The organism is Shewanella japonica (assembly GCF_002075795.1).
GTDB lineage: Bacteria > Pseudomonadota > Gammaproteobacteria > Enterobacterales > Shewanellaceae > Shewanella > Shewanella japonica.
Genome location: NZ_CP020472.1, coordinates 1,178,499 through 1,196,844, shown reverse-complemented (window position 1 = coordinate 1,196,844; position 18,346 = coordinate 1,178,499). Strand labels below are relative to the sequence as shown.

The window sequence follows — 18,346 nt, the reverse complement described above, 5'->3', positions numbered from 1 at the left end:
ATACAAAGCTAAGTGCCAGACAGTAAAGTGGAAAAATCGAAAAAAGGTGCCATTAATCCTCCATACTTAGTGTAGCAGTTATCCATTAACTTGCGGCTGTCAGCGACTTTTTCGCCTTTAAATCAGCCAATTCGTGTTTCACCTAAAAAGCAGTTAACATTATGTCAACATCAATCAGGAAGATGTTGATTTACCTAATACCCATTTTGAGTATCAAACAATAAATAATAAGAACACGGATCGATTAATAACATGATTAATATCAGCAAAAAGATTGTTATTACTTGTTTGTGCTTTTGCAGCTTTTCGCTGTTTGCACAAAGTCAGTTAATAAGTAATATCCACGGCTATACCATTAAAGATGGACAACTTGTTCAATTTAAAGCGCTACAATTTAACGGCGACACCATTGAAGAAGTGTATACCGAACATGACATTTTACCTTACAGCACCCAAGCTAATATTGTTCGAATAGACGGTAAAGGCCAAACACTACTACCTGGTTTAATTGATGCGCATGGGCATGTATTGAGCTATGGGTTAAGTTTAATGCGTGCCCAACTTCGTACTAGCCAATCAGAAAATGATGCGGTGAATATGGTCAAAGCATTTCGTCAACAACACAGCAATATGCAGTGGATTCAAGGCAGAGGCTGGAATCAAGTCTTATGGCCAAGTAACACCTTCCCTACTGCAGCATCGTTAGATAAAGCCTTTCCTGACACACCAGTATGGCTTGTACGAGTCGATGGACATGCTGGATGGGCCAACTCGGCAGCCATGCAAATTGCTGGGGTAGATGCCAAGACAATAAGCCCTGAAGGGGGAGAGATTTTACGCCACAGTGACGGACGCCCTACAGGGGTGTTTGTTGATAATGCCATGAGCTTAATCACCAACAATATTCCAAGCTTGTCGGTTGATGAGCAACAAACAGTATTGCTGACAGCACTAAATGCGTTAGCTGCAATGGGATTAACTAGCGTGCATGATGCAGGCGTTGGCTCCGACACAATCAAGGCATACCAAACACTAGAAAACTTTAATAAGTTACCTATCCGCGTGAATGCGATGATTGATGCCGAAGATCCGAATTTTGCTCAGTTAATGACGGCTGGCCCCATCGCTGCTGGTTCAGATAAGCTGCAAATCAATAGTGTTAAAATTTCAGCCGATGGCGCATTAGGTAGCCGAGGTGCAGCGTTAATTGAAGATTACAGCGACTTAAAAGGTCATAAAGGGTTACTGCTGTATTCTAATGACGCCTTAATCGATACTATCGAAATTGCAATGAAATCTGGGTTTCAGGTCAATACTCATGCCATTGGCGATCTTGCTAATCACATTGTATTAAATGAATACCAGCGCCTCATAGCAACAACTCAGTCACGTCATTTACGTCACCGCATTGAGCATGCGCAGGTACTGCAGCTAAGTGATATTCCTCGATTTGCAGAACTTAATGTGATTGCATCGATGCAAGCGACCCACGCCACCAGCGACAAAAACATGGCTGTCGATAGAATTGGTAACACCCGTATTCAAGGTGCTTATGCTTGGCGAAAGTTGATGACTTCGGGTGCGATTATTGCAGCAGGTTCTGACTTTCCTATTGAGTCACCAAATCCATTTTATGGTTTACATGCATCGGTCACCAGACAAGATCATCAAAACCAGCCGTTTAATGGATGGTATCGAAAGGAAAAAATGAACCTAACAGAAGCCTTAGCCAGTTTTACTTCTAATGCAGCCTATGCGGCGCATCAAGAATCAATGATTGGTGAGCTACGCCCTGGAATGAAGGCTGACTTTATTTTGATTGAGGATGATATTTTTACCACCCCATATGAAGATATGTGGAAAGTCACAGTCAACGAAACTTGGGTCAATGGCAAGCGAGTTCATTAATTAATCAATCAAGATTACACATACTAAGTTTACACATACTAAGAAGAGCCCTTCAGCAGGTTTAAGCATTGAAGGGCTTTTTTAGTAAGCCCATAAAATCTTCGTAGCCAGTGTTTGGTTAACCATCAGGTATGTTAACTAGCGCCATGTTAAATAAGTGCATTAAATAAGTGCTTTAGACAAGTGCATTAAACAAGGAAGAATAAGTAACAGAAAATAAGAAAAAAATAAGAAAAATAAAAGAAAAATAAAAAAATAACCCTTTTCAAATTTGTTCTCGTTTATAGCAATAACACCGATTGATTTTTCTGTTTTATTGTTGGAGAACACCATGACTTATTCTGTTAAAAAACCTTTATTCAATACTCAAGTTCTTGGCTCAGCATTATGTGCAGCCTTATTATTTGGTATCGGTAGTCAATCAGCTATAGCAGCAAATTATGATTTCCCTCACCTTGAAACTGTCGGCATAAGCCAAGTTCAGGTTGCGCCAGACATGGCTGAAATCTCTGTGCAAGTGAGCCTTACTAAAACAACAGCGAAAGAGGCAAAGTTGGCGGTTGATGAAGCCGTGGTTAAATTTATTGCTCGCTTAAAAGAAGCTGGCGTAAGCACCGATGATATACAAAGCGCTAATTTACAAATTCAGCCGCAATATCATTATCCTTCAAAGCAGCCTAGAGAGTTAACCGGATATCATGCAAGCCGTCAGTTAACAGTGACAGTAATGAAGCTTAACCAGCTCAACGACATTCTCGACTCTGCGTTAGAAGAAGGCATAAACCGTGTACAAAATATTGCCCTTAAATCATCGGATGAAACCAAAGCAATTGAACAAGCAAGACAAGCTGCAATTAACGATGCTAAACAAAAAGCCCAATCCTTGGCACAGGGTTTTGACCGTAAGCTAGATGGTGTTTGGGAGATCCGTTACTTAACCCAACACCCTGTACAACCTGTAATGATGCGAATGTCTGCTGTGCAAAGTGACACAATGGAAAGCTATCAATATGGGGAGGTTAATGTGGAAGAACGTGTGGAAGTGGTTTATCGCTTAAAATAATACTAGCCAGTTCACTGTGATATTAAACAGCGATCATCTTAAGCATGATCGCTTTTTGTCTGCTCAGCTTAACACTATTGACAATTTAACCATTATTTTGCTGTTTTCTTGTTTCTAATCAATATCCCCATTGTTTTGCTCCATAAACTATGGCGCAATTTGTCGGAGATTAATTTCACAGCTAGCCAGATGCGCACTACACCGCAACAATGCAGCCTACAGTTATTTCCTCAAATCGGTCGTCATGTTTATCCATACTCATTTAGTCAAGAGGACGCATTAATGAAAATCGATTTATCCACTCACGTTGCAGGCGTTAAGCTAGAAAGTTATTTGATGAATGCCTCTGGTCCTAAATGCACCACTTGGGAAGAATTACACACCATAGCGCAATCTCATTCATCGGCTGTGGTCACCAAATCTTGTACCATCGCCCCTAGAGAGGGCAACCCAGAGCCTCGTTACCAAGACTTGCCACTTGGCTCAATTCAGTCAATGGGTTTACCAAACTTAGGCTATAAAGCTTATCTAGAAATGATCCCAGCACTGAAAGCCTTAGGAAAACCTGTGATTGTAAGCGTATCGGGTTTTAGTGTTGAAGATAACATCGAAATGGTGACGGCTTTTCAGCAAAGTGATGTTGATTTAATTGAAGTGAACTTTTCCTGCCCTAATATCCCGGGAAAAGCTCAAGTTGCCTATGACTTTGAACAAACAGATAAGGCATTAGCAGCGATTACCGCATTAGGAAATAAGCCTATAGGGATTAAGTTAGCTCCCTATTTTGATATGTCCCACTTTGTCGCCGCCGCAAATGTTATTAAAAAATACCCCGTTAAATTTATTACCTGCATCAACTCAATCGGTAACACTTTAATCATTGATCCTTATACAGAGCAGCCAATAATCAAACCTAAAGGCGGATTCGGCGGCTTATGCGGTGACTATATCAAACCTGTTGGTCTTGCAAATGTGAGAGCTTTTCGAGAACTGCTTGATGACAATGTGCAAATCATTGGCGTAGGCGGCATAAAAACGGGGATTGATGCGTTTGAATACTTATTAGCTGGTGCTGATGCGGTGCAAATAGCCACTTGTTTTGAAAAAGAAGGCGAGACCTGTTTTGAACGAATTGAAACAGAGCTTGCTGAGTTTATGAAGTCGAAAAACTACCAATGCATTGCAGATGCGAAAGGAAAATTAAAACCGCTTTAGTTGGTCGTATTAGACTTAAACGTGCATTTTTTGCAATAGCCAGTTCGCCTTTGTTCTGGCTATTGCTTGTTAACATATCCCCAATCAACCCGCCTTTTAATTAGCAATTGCTAACTTACAGTTCACGATAATTTTATTCCATAAAACCTGACTATTCGATAATAACACTGTTAATATTGATAAAAATTAACAGTTTCACCACTTAACAATTAATGGTTAGCAAACTTTTAGCAACCTCATCAAAAGTGGCTGAAGGATCATACAGAGTCATAGCACTCAATCGCCGCAGGCATAATCGAATAAATGGATATTAATTGTGTTTAAAAAATTACTTGCGATGACCAGTTCTACCCAAATGCTGGTCGCTATGTTTGTGGGTTTTGCTGTAGGGATTTTCTTTGGTGAATCTGTTGGCTGGTTAAGCACCATTGGCAATGGCGTTATTTTGTTAATGCAAATGACCGTCTTACCTTACATTGTTGTCTCACTTATCGGCGGTATAGGTAAGCTCCAAAAAAGCACGGCCATTCTTATTTTTAGTCGAGCAGGCTTAATTATGCTGCTGCTTTGGCTCGTCGGAATCGTGCTTACCGCTTTAATGCCACTGTCATTTCCCTTTATTGAATCGGCCTCCTTTTTTAGTACCAGTATTGTTGAACCTGTCGAGCCAATTAACTACTTCAAACTCTATATTCCTTCAAACCCATTCGAATCAATGGCTGCAGGCTATGTACCAGCAATGGTGGTGTTCAGTATTGCAATGGGGCTGGCGCTTATCGGTATGGAAGGCGACAACAAGACCCAAGTGTTGTCATTCATGCATACCATTACAGAAACCTTTTCTCGTATTACTCAAGGTTTAGTCAAAGTTTTACCTATTGGTATTTTTGCTATGTCAGCGGCAGCAGCAGGCACGATGGGGGTTGATGAATTTGCCAGTATGCAGGTGTACTTAATCAGTTATTTTGTACTGTGTTTATTGCTCACGTTTGTCATTTTACCTTGGATTGTGTGCTCATTAACGCCTATTACTTACGCCCAAACAGTGCGTATAACAAAAGCCAGCTTAGTCACTGCATTTGCCACAGGTAACATCTTTATTGTGATCCCTGTGATCATTGAAGAATGTAAGCAAATCATGCGTGAGCATAATAACCTAAGCGAAGATGGGTTAACTCTAATTGAAATCCTCGTACCAATCGCCTTCACCTTCCCCAATATTGGCAAACTTACCGTCATTTTATTTGTTTATTTTGCAGGCTGGTTTAATGGAACGCCTGTTGAAGTGAGTGCAATGCCGTCATTATCTATCAGTGGCTTATTGTCTTTATTTGGCAGTGTTTATGTGGCGATTCCGTTTATGCTTGAGTTGGTTCATTTACCTTCAGATCTATTTCAACTGTTTGTGATGTCTGGGTTTATAACCGGTAAATTTAACTCAATCGCTGCGGTAATGAATCTATTTGCCTTAACCTTGCTCACCGTTTGCTTATTCCAAGGCAGTCTTAAACTGCGTCCCCCTCAATTAATTAAAATGTCCGCGGGTTTATTGATTAGCACTGTCGTGACGATATTGATATGTCGAGTCGGCATGGGCTTATTTATTCATAGTCCTGAAATTACCAGCGGCGTGATTGCCAATATGCAAGTGGCTGATAAGGTTCCTACAAAAGTTAAACGACAGTTTCCTGAAGTCGGCAAAACCCCTTCACAACCTATCGCTGGCGTACAAGACATTATTAAGCGTGGCGTACTTCGAGTTGGTTACATTCCAAGCAGTGTGCCATTCAGTTATTATAATAACGCAGGCCAATTAGTCGGCTTTGACTCTGCTATGGCAACGAAGCTGGCTGAAGATTTAAATGTCGAAGTAGAGTTTATTCCTTTTCGTAAAAAGACCTTATCTGCCTCGCTAGATGCAGGCTTTTTTGATGTTGCTATGTCGGGACTCGCAATGGATATTAAGCAAATGGACAGCTTGAGCTATAGCGATCCTGTACTTGAGCTAAACGTTGCGATTGCCACCAAAGACCATAGAGTTAATAGCTTTAAAACAAATCAATCGATTTTAGAAATGGAAAATACCACCATTGCTTACGTCGAACATGATGACAAAATTAAAGAAGCAAAGCGGGTGTTACCGCACTTAACCTTTGTAAAAATCGATGGCTACAAAGACTTCTTTAGACAGAAAGGCGATAAGTATGATGCGGTGGTCATTAGTGCTGAAGCGGGGTCGGCTTGGACATTGTTCTTCCCTGGCTACGGTATCGCTATTTTAGAAGGTAAAAATCGATACCCAGTTGCTTATGCTGTTGCTCAAACTAATCAATCATTATTGAATTACATAAATAACTGGCAAAAGCTTCGCAAAGTCGATGGTCACCAACAGGAGTTTTATGATTACTGGATGCTAGGTAAAGGCGCCACGACACCGCAGCCTCGATGGTCAATCATTCGTGATGTACTGCATTGGGTTGATTAACCCGTTTAGTACCTCAAAGCTGGTGATTTAACACTATTTAGTTTGAGTATTATTTAGTTTGAATATTATTTAGTTTGAATAATATGCCTCAATCCCAAAAACATAAAGCCTAACAAATCTGCTTGTTAGGCTTTATGTTTATATTCACTTCATTTTGTCACTAGGTTTACGGCAATTAAGCCTACCTAAAACTGTCATATTCACCGACTACAGTATAACGCTATGCTGATTGCAATAAATTGTGAATTTATTGCCTTCTATCAGTTGACAATCAATAGATTGAAAACGATTAAAAATATTGCAAACCTTGTAAAGTTAACCTAAAAATAACTGTAGCATTTTTGTTAAACACCTCGTTGATATTTAGCGCTCCAATTAGTAAGGATACTAGTGAAGAATGATGAATAAGTTACGTATAGGTATTGTCTGTCACCCCAGTATTGGCGGTTCAGGCTTGGTTGCCACCCAATTGGGATTAGGCTTGGCAAAATTTGGCCATGAAGTGCATATCATTGCACACAAGCGCCCGTTTAAATTACCTGAAGACATAGAGAATGTTGTCTTTCATTGCGTAGATGAAGTGAACTATCCCTTATTTGAAGGCCCGCTACACACCTATTCGTTAACGGCAAAAATTGTTGAAGTTGCGGAAGAATACCAGTTAGATATTGTGCATGCTCACTATGCTATTCCACACTCACTTTGCGCCCATTTAGCCAGTAATATTGCTCGTTATCCCTTCCCAATTGTCACTACAATTCATGGCACGGATGTCACTATCGTTGGCCAAGACGATGCGATTAAGCGCTTAAATACATTTAGCATGAATCAAAGTGCCTTATTAACGACAGTTTCTGAATTTCAGCGTCAATACATGCTGCAAGAGTTCGATATTCAGCAACCGATTAACGTAGTGCATAACTTTATTGATGCAGACGATTTCACCCCAGCACTTCAAGATGAAACGTTAAGAGCGACGTTAGCTCAAGATGACGAAAAAATCTTAATGCATGTCTCTAATTTTAGACCCCTTAAAAACACGTCAACAGTCGTTGATGCCTTTAGCCAACTAACCTGCAGTGAGCCTGTAAGGTTAGTATTAGTGGGCGATGGCCCTGATATTGGAAAGATTAAACAGCAATGCCAGCAATTAAACATACTCGACCGTGTCACTTTTACCGGTTCAGTTAATAAGGTTGAACGTTATATTGCCAATGCTGACTGCCTTATCCAACCTAGCTTTAGGGAATCATTCTGCATGGTGATTTTAGAAGCCATGTCGTGCGCGGTTCCGACGGTTAGCAGTAATGTTGATGGTATTCCCGAAGTCGTTGATGAAGGCGTAACGGGTTACTCATTTCCCCCTGAAAATTCAACTAGTATGGCAGCTGCAATTAGCCATATTCTCTCGGATAGTTCAATACAGCAACGACTCGGTCAAGCTGGGCGTGAGCGAGCCATAACGCACTTTAATTGCGACAATAAAATCAAACAATACGTTGACTGTTACCGCCAGACCTTAGCTAGATTTAGCCGCTCAGCTGTCGCAAGTTAAGCGATTTAACGCTTGTTATTGCTATAGCAGTAATGCTGGCATGTTAACTCATGTCAGCAACGTCCATGAAAGTCGACAAAAACAATAAGTAAAAGGGAATCATATGGCTAATGCCAGCACGCAAACGGACACCGAACAACAAATTCAATCAGCACCGGTTAAGAAAGATAAAAAAATCAGTATGTCGAGTTGGGTATTACTGTCATTTGCAGGCGGTATTATTGCAGGATTGTTTTTCGGTGAAATGCTGGCGTGGATGTCGGTCATCGGCGATGCGTTCATCAAGTTATTACAGATGACCATCATTCCTTACATTATCGTATCGTTAATCTCTAGTTTAGGCAGTTTAACCTTAGAACAAGCCAAGTCATTAGGTGTAAAAGTCGGTAAATTGATGCTAGTGATATGGCTTTTCGGTCTGTTAAGTATGTACTTGATCAAGTACACCTTCCCTGAGTGGCAAGCAGGTGAATTCTTTAGTTTAACGGCATTACAAGATCCTAATTCGGTCAACCTTTTGGATTTATACATCCCTTCTAACCCGTTTTTCTCACTGTCTAATAGTTATATTCCTGCAATTGTACTTTTTTGTGTTGCCACGGGCATTGCGCTGATATCCATTGACGATAAAGAGTCATTAATGCGCCCATTGCAGTTACTTGGCGCCTCCTTTAATAAGGTCACACAAAGTATTGTCATGCTGATGCCAATTGGTATTTTTGCCATGACAGCGGCGACAGCTGGCACGATAGATTTTGATGAGTTTCAAAAATTACAGGTTTATTTTATCGCTCATGTGGTGATGACAATATTGCTCACATACTGGGTTTTACCCGCCATCATTATGGTGCTCACACCATTCTCCTATCGTGACATTACTGGTATCGCGAAAGATGCCATGATTACAGCATTTGCAGCCGGTAATATTTTTATAATCTTGCCATTGCTTATTCAACGCACCAAGGAGCTATTCCACAAATACAAGATTGGTAATGCGCAAACCGATGATTACGCGAATATTATTATTCCTGTGGCGTTTAGCTTTCCTAATTTGGGCAAGTTGTTAACCATCGTTTTTGTGTTATTTGCCGCTTGGTTTTCAGGCAAAGAGCTCGATTTTATTAGTTATTTTCCGATGTCTGTTAATGGCTTAATCAGTTTATTTGGCAGCGTGTATTTAACCATTCCTATGCTATTGGATTCGTTAGAGCTGTCTTCGGATTTATTCCAGCTGTATATGGTGTCGAGTTTATTCACTAGCCGTTTTACCTCATTACTCGCTGCAATGAATATCTTTATTTTAGCGATTGGCGGTACAGCGATGCTGGCTGGTATCGCAAAAGTCAGCATGAAAAAACTGATAATGTGCAGCGCCCTGACACCGATTGTTTTTGGCATCACTTTACTGGGAACCAGCTGGCTGCTTAATAGTATTGTTGATACTGAATACAATATGGATGAAGTGGTAGCACAAATGAGCTCTGCTGCAGAAGTACCTGAAGATGTGACAACCTTTAATTGGTCAGAAGAATTAGTTGTTAATGGCCCCCGCTCTGTGGAACAAATTAAGCAAAGCGGGACGTTAAGAGTCGGATATAATCCTGTTCAAGTCCCCTTTTCATTTTTTAATGCCGAGCATGAACTTGTCGGGTTTGATATCGAATTGATGAAAAAGCTGGCTGCTGAACTTGATTTACAAATCGCATTTATCCCTTACTCAAGCGAAAATGCCTTAGAGTCAATCAACAGTGGCTTGTTTGATATCACAGTCTCAGGCTTACAAATGACCACGACTCGAATCGGTTTAGTCGACTTCACTAACCCAGTGCTCGATCTTCACTATTCTTTTGTTGTTAAAGATTACCGTGCTGATGAATTTAAAACTGATGAACTTATACATCAAGCCGATAAAATCAGAGTTGCGTCTGTGGGAGAATATTCAATTATCCCTTACCTAAAAGAGAAGTTCGATAACATTGAATTTACTTCAATCGACTCTGACAAACTCTTTTTTGAAGATGATGGCAAAACCTGGGACGGACTGCTTATTAGCCTTGAAGCTGGTCAAACTTGGACCATTTTATACCCTGAATACACGACCCTATATAACCGTGAAGAAATTAAATCTTTCCCAGCATCCTACGCTGTTGCAAAAGGAAATACCTCATTGCACACCTTTTTAAATAGCTGGTTGGCAATTCAGCAATCATCCGGTTATGTAGACACACTTTATAGTTACTGGATTTTAGGAGAAAACGCTCAGCCTAAGCAGCCAAGATGGTCAGTCATAAAGGATGTATTACATTGGGTCGACTAGTGTGGAAAATAGCGAGTTAAACATAAAGCCTTATTGTAATAGTTAAGGCTTTATATTTTATTCAAGAGTCAAGATACTCACGAGTAACGGTACTCACGAGCGATGAGTGACATAATACTGCCAGAGCGCGGTATTTAAGATCACTTGAACCAGATAAAGCCGATATTGAATATAAATCATATTAGTCTCCATCGGATTGTGAACGATATGTCAGATAATTAGCCCCTACCCCATTAACAATCAGTCCAATCAGCACCCCAAATGCAACACTAAATACCTCAAAACTAATCGAAGTTGGTAACCAAGTTCTGATGAGACTAAAACTCAGTAAATTAGCCATTCCTGCGACTATCGCTACCGCAACCACCCATTTCATTTGTGCACGGGTTTGTAGCTGCTTGCGGTGGCTAAATGTCACACACCTATGCCCCCACCAAGTTAGCCCTAATCCAATACTAAATCCGGCAAACCTCGCCAATAAAACAGGCCATTTAGCTAAATGTAATAGGCTTAAAAAGAGCATTAAGTCGACTAAAAAACTCCCACCACCTACCAGTAAAAAGCAGCTCACGGTTTTAAGTTTTTGCCGATTAAACACAGGCATAGCTTGGGCTGGTTGGGATAACATCAGTGCGCGCGGCATTAGCTTTCACCACACAACATTAGCACTTTTTTCTTAGTTTCGACTTCTAACTTACAGGTGGCAAAACTATCGTATTTTGTCAGTTGTGTTTGAGTCACAACAATATAATAAGGAGTATTTTGCAGACGAATTAGCTGTTCTTCATCATTGACCACCACCGCTTTACCCTCACTGTAATAACGAGACGAAAATGGTTGCTGTAGCCAGTAATACACTGGTAAGTCATATAAACGTTGTTCTAACAACCACTTATCACTTTTTTCTTTACTGACACCAGTATTAAGTACCCCAACGACAACCATAAGCAATAAGGGAATAGAAGTTGCTATGGTCACAAACCGTCTAATCACATCACCTTTCCAAGCATAAGCAATAAGTAATGCCAACGCTGGCGCTGCGGGTAACACATAAGCAGGTAGAATGTTTCCCGCTAAAGTGAATAACACCATAGGCGATATCATCCAGCAGATCAGAAATTTAGTGAAAGAATCAAACCCTTTATTTTGCTGGCTAACCTCAGTATTTGCCCCACTGTTATTTTGATATAATCGATAGAGGCCACGTGGCAAGAAAAATGACCAAGGTAAACACGCTACGGCAAAATACATCCAAATCGTACCACGTGCTTCATCATGGGCAGTGCCGTATAAATCGCCTTTCCAGCCGCTATCAACAAACCTTGACCAATGCTCGCCAACAATAAAGTATTGAATAAAGCCAGGGGTAGCCTGCTCGGCCATCACGTACCAAGGTAACACTAAGCTCAGCATCAAAGTCAGGCCTGATAACAAGGGGACTTTTTGCCATAACTCGCGCCACATGTTGATAGGGCCTACTGCCCAAAGCATCCACAAAGAAACACCGATGCCAAATATCGCAATCACAACAGGGCCCTTGGCCATTAGGCCTATGGCCAATCCAGCGAAGCCTGCGTATCCCCAAAAATACTCACCTTGCCATGCTAAATAAAAACCAATAAATGCTAACGTTAACCCGAGTAATAAGCCCATATCCGTCATAACTGTGCCTAAGCACACATAAAAAACGGTTGTGGTCGCATAGATGATGGCAACGGTTAAGCCATTGATTGAAAATCGTTTCGCAAATTTAACCACCAAGGCTAGGCTCAGCACACCGACAATGAAATGCGGTAAACGTAAAAAGAACTCATTATTGGCGAACAGCTCGATAAAGCTGGCACTCATCCAATTTTGCAAAGGCGGTTTTCCCCAAAATGGAACACCATAATCAAATTGAGGTGTGAGCCAATTTCCAGTTTCTGCCATAAGCCTTGCCATTTCACCATAGCGAGCCTCTGTCGTATCCATTAACGGGTATAAGGCTAATGACACTAATCGCACTAATAACACACCCATTAAAAGCCATATTAGGTTCGTTCCCAATGGGTTAGATTTATGTGAAGGTGATTGCAGCGCATTCATTTAGACTTTTCCACCATAGTTGTAGGTTTGCTTGTAACTTGTTGGTTGTACAAAAAATGCTTGTTGCAAATGGCTCCCTTGCAGAACACTCGCTTGCAAATCACCGTTACTGAATTGATTTACATGGTTTATAGATGTCGACTTAGCACGCTTTAGCGCTTGCTTGCTATGAGTCGTTGCTTTGGTCATTGACGTGAGCGGCTTTTTAAAACTCACAACCGTATTAGGAATACTTTGTTGGTGATATACTTCTTCTACAATAAATACTGGGCGCTGCTTCACCTCCATAAACACCCGTCCCAGATACTCGCCAATTAAACCAATCGCCAGTAACTGAATTCCCGCTAAAAATAATTGCACCACCATCATTGATGCATATCCCGCGACAGCTTCACCAAATACCAAGGTTTTCAATACCACCCACACACCATAAATCAACGAACTCAAACCAATGGTGACACCAAACCAGGTGGCTAAACGAAGGGGCTTAAAACTAAACGAGGTAATTCCATCCATCGCTAAACCAATCAGCTTGCCGTAATTCCATTTGGTTTCCCCTACACTGCGAGGATCTCGATCAAACTCAATCGTAGTTTGGGTAAAGCCTGGCCAGCTTAAAATGCCTTTCATAAAACGATTACGTTCTGGCATTGCATTAATATGATCAACCACCTGACGACTTAGCAACCTAAAATCGCCAACATTTTCAGGCACAGGAGAGTCTGACATCACATTCATTAATCGATAAAAACAGCCTGCTGAAAAGCGCTTAAACCAGGTTTCGCCCAACCGTTTTTTTCGGCGCATATTCACCACTTCATAGCCTTCACGCCAAGTGGCTAACATCTGTGGAATAAGCTCTGGTGGGTCTTGCAAATCTGCATCAAGCAAAATAACCGCAAGGCCTCTTGCTTGAGCAAGGCCCGCAGAAAGCGCAGCCTCTTTACCAAAGTTTCTGCTGAGTTTAATGCATTGATGCTCACCATGACTCATGCGTAATTGCTGTAATAGCGCCCAAGTGTTGTCGGTACTTCCGTCATCAATAAACACTAACTCGCAATGCTCGGGCATGGTTGAGAGCACTCGGTCAAGGCGCTGCATCAACACATCAAGGCTTTGCGCCTCATTAAACATTGGGATAATGATCGATAAGCAGACTTCGGATTGCTGGCTGGCTGAGGATTGATGACGCATGGACTATTCCTGTGAATCAAAATATGCCAACATCTTGAATGATAGCGAGTGTAAGAAATGTCATTGACATTTCTTCGACAAAAAATGACTGATAATAAGCCTCCATTTCGAAGGCAACGAGCAACAAATGAAACTACTTATCATTGAAGACAACCACGATGTGGCAGGGATCTTAGGCGATTTCTTTGAAGCTCAAGATGCTGAAATTGACTTTGCAACGAATGGTGAGCTTGGGCTATCTCTGGCTCTCGCTGACGATTTTGACGCTATTATTTTAGATTTAATGCTGCCTAAAATGGATGGACTCACTCTGTGTAAAGCCCTGCGAGAACAAGGGTGCTCTACACCAGTACTGATGCTAACAGCCTTAGACAATAAAGCGGATTTAATGACCGGATTTGACAGTGGTGCTGACGACTACTTAGGTAAACCCTTTGATTTAGATGAGCTGGATGTACGAATCAAGGCGTTGATTAAACGCCACCGTGGAAATGTAGCTCAAGCTAAGCTGCGCTTTGGCGATCTTGAAGTCGACACGGCACGTCACCAAGTCACACGCCAAGGTATGATATTGCCACTCACTCCCACCACCTATCAAATACTGCGTTTGCTCATTAAGAATGCACCAAATGTTGTCACAAGGGAGCAACTTATCGACGAGCTTTGGGGCCAACACCCACCAGGAAAAGATATTTTGCGCAGTCATGTATATCAGCTTCGTAATCAACTCGATAAGCCGTTTGGTCAACCTATGCTAGTGACAGTCCCCAAAGTCGGTCTACGCCTCGACCAAGGTTCTACTGATACGAATTTAACCGAGTGAATACAAGTATGCTAAATCAACCCAAAGTAAGTCGTACCAGCACAAGTAATACCACTGCGCGATCTTTTGTTGGTAGGCTAAGCGTCTACTTTGCATTCATTGGTGTTTTGGCTGCTGGGATCATTTATGTCACGATGATTTTCATACTGCAATGGGTTGAGGATGAAGTAAGCTTAAATAACCTCAGAGAAAGCGCCCCTTATGTGGTAAAGCAATTTCAATCAGGTACCCCAGAACCTTTGGTATTGCCGCCTAATATTACCGCCTTTTACAGTACCAATTTTATTCCGAAAAAGTATGGTCAGCTTCAAAACTATCCACTTGGCTTTAATGGTGAAATTAATGATGATTCTCATGAGCTGTTTTTGCATCGAGATGAGTTTTTACTGGATGGAGAAGTCGTTCAGTTATACCTGACTATGCCAGCTGACAATGTTGAACTTTCTAACGCCCAATGGAAAAGTATTAGTACCTTCTCATTGCTATTCACATTAGGGCTATTAATTTTACTTGGCTATGCGCTGATCAAATTATCAAAACGCTTAATTGAACCCATCAATGACTTAAGCAAACAGCTTGCGAAGCAACCTTTGCCAACCACATTTAGCGTCAATACGAGTGCAGCCAAAGAGTTTGGTATTCTAACCGATAGCTTAAATAGTTATCGTCAGCAAAATGAAACCTTAATCAAACAAGAACAAGCCTTTGCCAGGTATGCCAGTCATGAGTTACGTACCCCATTGAGTATCGTTGTTGGCGCGGCTAAATTGCTTTCTAAAAAGCCCGATGCTGATTTTCAGTTGCGCCAGCAAGAGCGCATCACTCGTGCAGCCCAAGACATGCAAAATACAGTAGACGCCTTATTGAATATTGTTAAGCAGGAAAAGTCTGACAATAGTAATCCACCACGTCAATTGACTGAACAAGAGCTCAACCAAACCATTGAAACAGCAGTGAACTTAGCTAAAAAACAGCACATTGAAGTGACGGTTAACTGGCAAGGTAACCCATATGTGCAGCCCAATACAGCCGTGATTAAAATGTTACTTAGTAATTTGCTGAATAACGCAATTAATGCTCGCGGTGATAATTTGCCTGACGATGAAACGAGCTGGATTAAGATTACCATTTTAGACAATCAAATAGTGGTAGAAGATAACGGACAGGGTTTATCTAATATTGAGAAAGGTCAGCAACAAAGCGATATGTCAGGCCACGGTTTAGGTTTAGTGATTATTGATACTTTATGCCATCGATATAACTGGCAATTTACCCTAAAATCAAACCACCCAAGAGGCTGCATTGCGACTTTATCTTTACCTGCTCTAAGCCTTTAATCTAAGCCATTAAGCTGAGCCAAAACATAAACAACAGCTCAGAATAAAAATGGCTAACTCTCATTACAGCGTTAGCCATTCGTTTATCTGTATCAACGGGGGTTAGCGTTTATGAATGACTCCAGACTTCATCACAAAAGGTACATCCAGTAAGGCGTCTATTTGCTCTACTGGACTGGTGTTAAGTGCAATAATATCTGCTTGTTTACCAGGCTCTAGCGTGCCTATATCATCTGACATTCCCAAAAGGTCAGCCGCATTAATCGTGGCTGAAATAAGAATATCTTGATTAGACATGCCAGCTTGATGCATCAGTATGGCTTCTTTGGCATTCTGGCCATGCTTTGATACGCCACTATCAGTACCAAAAGCGATATTAACACCCGCTTTGTAAGCATTTCCGAAGTTGTTTTGCATGTCATTGCCCACACGAATAGCTTTGGCTTTAATTGCTTCCGACATAAAGTTACCGCTGGAGTTAGCCATTTGTACGACCGTATCACCAGCTAATAAAGTGGGAACCAAATATGCACCAGACTTCTTAAACAGCTTAATTGATTCTTTATTGGCGTAACTGCCGTGTTCAATACTGTCTACACCAGCACGTAGAGCAGCATTAATCCCTTCTGCAGCATGGGCGTGGCTGGCAACCTTTCTTCCCAGAGCATGAGCCGCATCGATGACTTCTTTTAGTTCATCATTTGCCATCTGCTGACCTGTACCTGTATTGGTATCGGAAAGAACACCGCCAGTAGAGGTGATTTTAATGACATCTGCGCCATATTTAATTGCCCGACGAGTTGCTCGGCGACAATCAAATGGGCCATCACAAATGGTTTTAGATGTCAGCATATCCAACAGATCAGGACTTTTACCATCTACATCACCATGGCCGCCAGTCACCGAAACACCACCAGAAGCAATAATACGAGGTCCTGCTAACCATCCTTTATTAATGGCATCTCTAAGCGCATAAATCTGTTCAGGTTTTGCACCTAAATCTCGTACGGTGGTAAATCCAGCCATCAAGGTTTTATTAGCAAAATAAGCACTTCTCATCGCCACGTCGGCATCAGACATCCTTAAAGATTCACTGTCATTATTGGGTCCAAGTTCACCTTGAAGATGCACATGCATATCCATCAAGCCAGCCATTACAAATTGCTGCTTTAAATCGACATACTCAATCGTGTCAGCTGCTGTTAATTCATTGTCGTTTATTTGTATAAAGCCTTTTTCGACGGTAGAGATTTTGCCATCTTTAACCACAACCGAATGTGCTTTCAGTGTGGATTTACCAGCTACAGTTAATAGTTCACCGGCATGAATCACTTTGTAGTCGGCAGCAAAAGCTGCTGAAGACATCCCTATGGTCAATAGCAACATAGTTGCCTTGCTAGTCGCTTTTTTATAACCCTTAAGCGTTGATTTCAAGCTCGTTAAAATAGAAGCGTTACGCGTTGTTTGAGGCATATTAATCCCTGAATGTGTTTCATTGTCCTAAGCTATTAACATGCCTAACTTAAGGGCGCTTTACAATCTTGCTTAACAACTTTTATTTACCATTAAGCTCCGCAACAAGCTATAACCTCAAACTAACCCAGCACTAACGCATCGACCAAACCTTACTCAATTGCAAACCAAGTTAACCCAATTCGCTAGATCTCGAGCACATTACATAGGTAAATTTAACATTTGTATTTGATTAACCTAAGCCTTTGCTATATAAAAGATTTAAGATTTTCATCAGGGAGGTTGAAAGTGACTGAATCTGTCAAATCTGACAAAAATTATGCGACTGCAGTTATTTTATCGGGAATTTTCGGGATTTTTGGAGTTCACCATTTCTATTGTGGCCGAGTTTTGCATGGTTTTTTTGATTTAACACTAGCCATTGTTGGCATTACGTTATTGCAGTTTGAAGACGTTACGCTCACCCTGATCGGTGCAGGTCTTATTTTTATTGATGTCATTCATACAGTCGTAGTGACATTTATGCTTCTAGTTGGAAGCTACAGAGACGGACAAGGTAAGTTAATCACCTATCCGGGACAAAAATTATAACTAAGGGATTTTAATTATGTCAGAAGCACAAACAGCTGAAACACCAGTAGAACTAAGTGAGAAAGGTTTTGTACCTACTCTTCTTTTGTGTTTTTTCCTAGGCTCTCTAGGTGTGCACCGTTTTTACACAGGTAAAATTGGTACTGGGATCTTGATGCTGTTAACCCTTGGCGGTTTAGGTATTTGGACGTTAATCGACTTCATTATTATTGCAGTTGGTAACTTTAAAGACTCACAAGGTCGTGCGATTAAAGCAAGCTAATCTTGTTTTATCCGTAAAGACTCAAAAGCCACGTTAAT

General features: G+C 41.1%; 14 protein-coding genes. 10 read left to right on the top strand and 4 right to left on the bottom strand.

Features of this window, described 5'->3' with window-relative positions:
* Positions 1-252: 252 nt before the first annotated feature.
* From SJ2017_RS05040 to SJ2017_RS05015, 6 genes are all read left to right on the top strand, one after another.
* Positions 253-1,908: an amidohydrolase gene (locus SJ2017_RS05040; protein WP_080915080.1), complete on the top strand. Its 1,656-nt coding sequence runs from the start codon at positions 253-255 to the stop codon at positions 1,906-1,908.
* Between the two features lie 331 nt (positions 1,909-2,239).
* Positions 2,240-2,971, top strand: coding sequence for an oxidative stress defense protein (locus SJ2017_RS05035; RefSeq protein ID WP_080915079.1), 732 nt, complete (start codon positions 2,240-2,242; stop codon positions 2,969-2,971).
* Between the two features lie 189 nt (positions 2,972-3,160).
* Positions 3,161-4,186, top strand: coding sequence for a dihydroorotate oxidase (locus tag SJ2017_RS05030; RefSeq protein WP_244899774.1), 1,026 nt, complete (start codon positions 3,161-3,163; stop codon positions 4,184-4,186).
* Between the two features lie 316 nt (positions 4,187-4,502).
* Positions 4,503-6,671 (top strand): cation:dicarboxylate symporter family transporter, encoded by a 2,169-nt coding sequence (locus tag SJ2017_RS05025; RefSeq protein ID WP_080915078.1) that lies wholly within the window; start codon positions 4,503-4,505, stop codon positions 6,669-6,671.
* Positions 6,672-7,068: 397 nt separating this feature from the next.
* Positions 7,069-8,226 carry an N-acetyl-alpha-D-glucosaminyl L-malate synthase BshA gene (gene bshA, locus SJ2017_RS05020; RefSeq protein ID WP_235530971.1) on the top strand — a complete coding sequence of 386 codons (1,158 nt, stop codon included), beginning with the start codon at positions 7,069-7,071 and terminating at the stop codon, positions 8,224-8,226.
* A gap of 103 nt (positions 8,227-8,329) precedes the next feature.
* Positions 8,330-10,543 (top strand): cation:dicarboxylate symporter family transporter, encoded by a 2,214-nt coding sequence (locus SJ2017_RS05015; protein WP_080915077.1) that lies wholly within the window; start codon positions 8,330-8,332, stop codon positions 10,541-10,543.
* A 181-nt stretch (positions 10,544-10,724) separates the two neighbouring features.
* Here SJ2017_RS05015 and SJ2017_RS05010 read toward each other — a convergent pair whose 3' ends face one another.
* The 3 genes from SJ2017_RS05010 to SJ2017_RS05000 are packed head-to-tail and all read right to left on the bottom strand — an operon-like array spanning position 10,725 to position 13,822.
* Positions 10,725-11,186, bottom strand: coding sequence for a GtrA family protein (locus tag SJ2017_RS05010; protein WP_080915076.1), 462 nt, complete (start codon positions 11,184-11,186; stop codon positions 10,725-10,727).
* A complete protein-coding gene (locus SJ2017_RS05005) occupies positions 11,186-12,628 on the bottom strand; it encodes an ArnT family glycosyltransferase (RefSeq protein ID WP_080915075.1) in 1,443 nt (480 codons plus the stop codon). Before SJ2017_RS05005 ends, SJ2017_RS05010 begins: the two co-directional genes overlap by 1 nt.
* Positions 12,629-13,822 carry a glycosyltransferase family 2 protein gene (locus SJ2017_RS05000; RefSeq protein WP_080915074.1) on the bottom strand — a complete coding sequence of 398 codons (1,194 nt, stop codon included), beginning with the start codon at positions 13,820-13,822 and terminating at the stop codon, positions 12,629-12,631.
* Between the two features lie 127 nt (positions 13,823-13,949).
* On the opposite strand from SJ2017_RS05000, the gene SJ2017_RS04995 reads away from it, so the two are divergent.
* Together SJ2017_RS04995 and SJ2017_RS04990 are read left to right on the top strand one after the other, a co-directional pair.
* A complete protein-coding gene (locus SJ2017_RS04995) occupies positions 13,950-14,645 on the top strand; it encodes a response regulator transcription factor (protein ID WP_055025789.1) in 696 nt (231 codons plus the stop codon).
* Positions 14,646-14,653: 8 nt separating this feature from the next.
* Positions 14,654-15,982, top strand: coding sequence for a sensor histidine kinase (locus SJ2017_RS04990; RefSeq protein WP_080915073.1), 1,329 nt, complete (start codon positions 14,654-14,656; stop codon positions 15,980-15,982).
* A 102-nt stretch (positions 15,983-16,084) separates the two neighbouring features.
* Here the strand turns inward: SJ2017_RS04990 and SJ2017_RS04985 are convergent, their stop codons facing one another.
* On the bottom strand, positions 16,085-17,368 hold the full coding sequence (locus SJ2017_RS04985) for a metal-dependent hydrolase family protein (protein WP_055025810.1): 1,284 nt from the start codon (positions 17,366-17,368) through the stop codon (positions 16,085-16,087).
* Positions 17,369-17,743: 375 nt separating this feature from the next.
* Here SJ2017_RS04985 and SJ2017_RS04980 point away from each other — a divergent pair, with 375 nt between their 5' ends.
* Together SJ2017_RS04980 and SJ2017_RS04975 are read left to right on the top strand one after the other, a co-directional pair.
* Positions 17,744-18,046, top strand: coding sequence for an NINE protein (locus SJ2017_RS04980; protein WP_055025791.1), 303 nt, complete (start codon positions 17,744-17,746; stop codon positions 18,044-18,046).
* A 16-nt stretch (positions 18,047-18,062) separates the two neighbouring features.
* A complete protein-coding gene (locus SJ2017_RS04975) occupies positions 18,063-18,308 on the top strand; it encodes an NINE protein (protein WP_080915071.1) in 246 nt (81 codons plus the stop codon).
* The last annotated feature ends 38 nt before the right edge of the window (positions 18,309-18,346 follow it).

Bases quoted from the DNA above. Each gene is read 5' to 3' on its own strand.
- SJ2017_RS05040 (WP_080915080.1), top strand. From the start codon at position 253: ATGATTAATATCAGCAAAAAGATTGTTATTACTTGTTTGTGCTTTTGC.
- SJ2017_RS05035 (WP_080915079.1), top strand. From the start codon at position 2,240: ATGACTTATTCTGTTAAAAAACCTTTATTCAATACTCAAGTTCTTGGC.
- SJ2017_RS05030 (WP_244899774.1), top strand. From the start codon at position 3,161: ATGCGCACTACACCGCAACAATGCAGCCTACAGTTATTTCCTCAAATC.
- bshA (WP_235530971.1), top strand. From the start codon at position 7,069: ATGATGAATAAGTTACGTATAGGTATTGTCTGTCACCCCAGTATTGGC.
- SJ2017_RS05015 (WP_080915077.1), top strand. From the start codon at position 8,330: ATGGCTAATGCCAGCACGCAAACGGACACCGAACAACAAATTCAATCA.
- SJ2017_RS05010 (WP_080915076.1), bottom strand. From the start codon at position 11,186: ATGCCGCGCGCACTGATGTTATCCCAACCAGCCCAAGCTATGCCTGTG.
- SJ2017_RS05005 (WP_080915075.1), bottom strand. From the start codon at position 12,628: ATGAATGCGCTGCAATCACCTTCACATAAATCTAACCCATTGGGAACG.
- SJ2017_RS05000 (WP_080915074.1), bottom strand. From the start codon at position 13,822: ATGCGTCATCAATCCTCAGCCAGCCAGCAATCCGAAGTCTGCTTATCG.
- SJ2017_RS04995 (WP_055025789.1), top strand. From the start codon at position 13,950: ATGAAACTACTTATCATTGAAGACAACCACGATGTGGCAGGGATCTTA.
- SJ2017_RS04990 (WP_080915073.1), top strand. From the start codon at position 14,654: ATGCTAAATCAACCCAAAGTAAGTCGTACCAGCACAAGTAATACCACT.
- SJ2017_RS04985 (WP_055025810.1), bottom strand. From the start codon at position 17,368: ATGTTGCTATTGACCATAGGGATGTCTTCAGCAGCTTTTGCTGCCGAC.
- SJ2017_RS04975 (WP_080915071.1), top strand. From the start codon at position 18,063: ATGTCAGAAGCACAAACAGCTGAAACACCAGTAGAACTAAGTGAGAAA.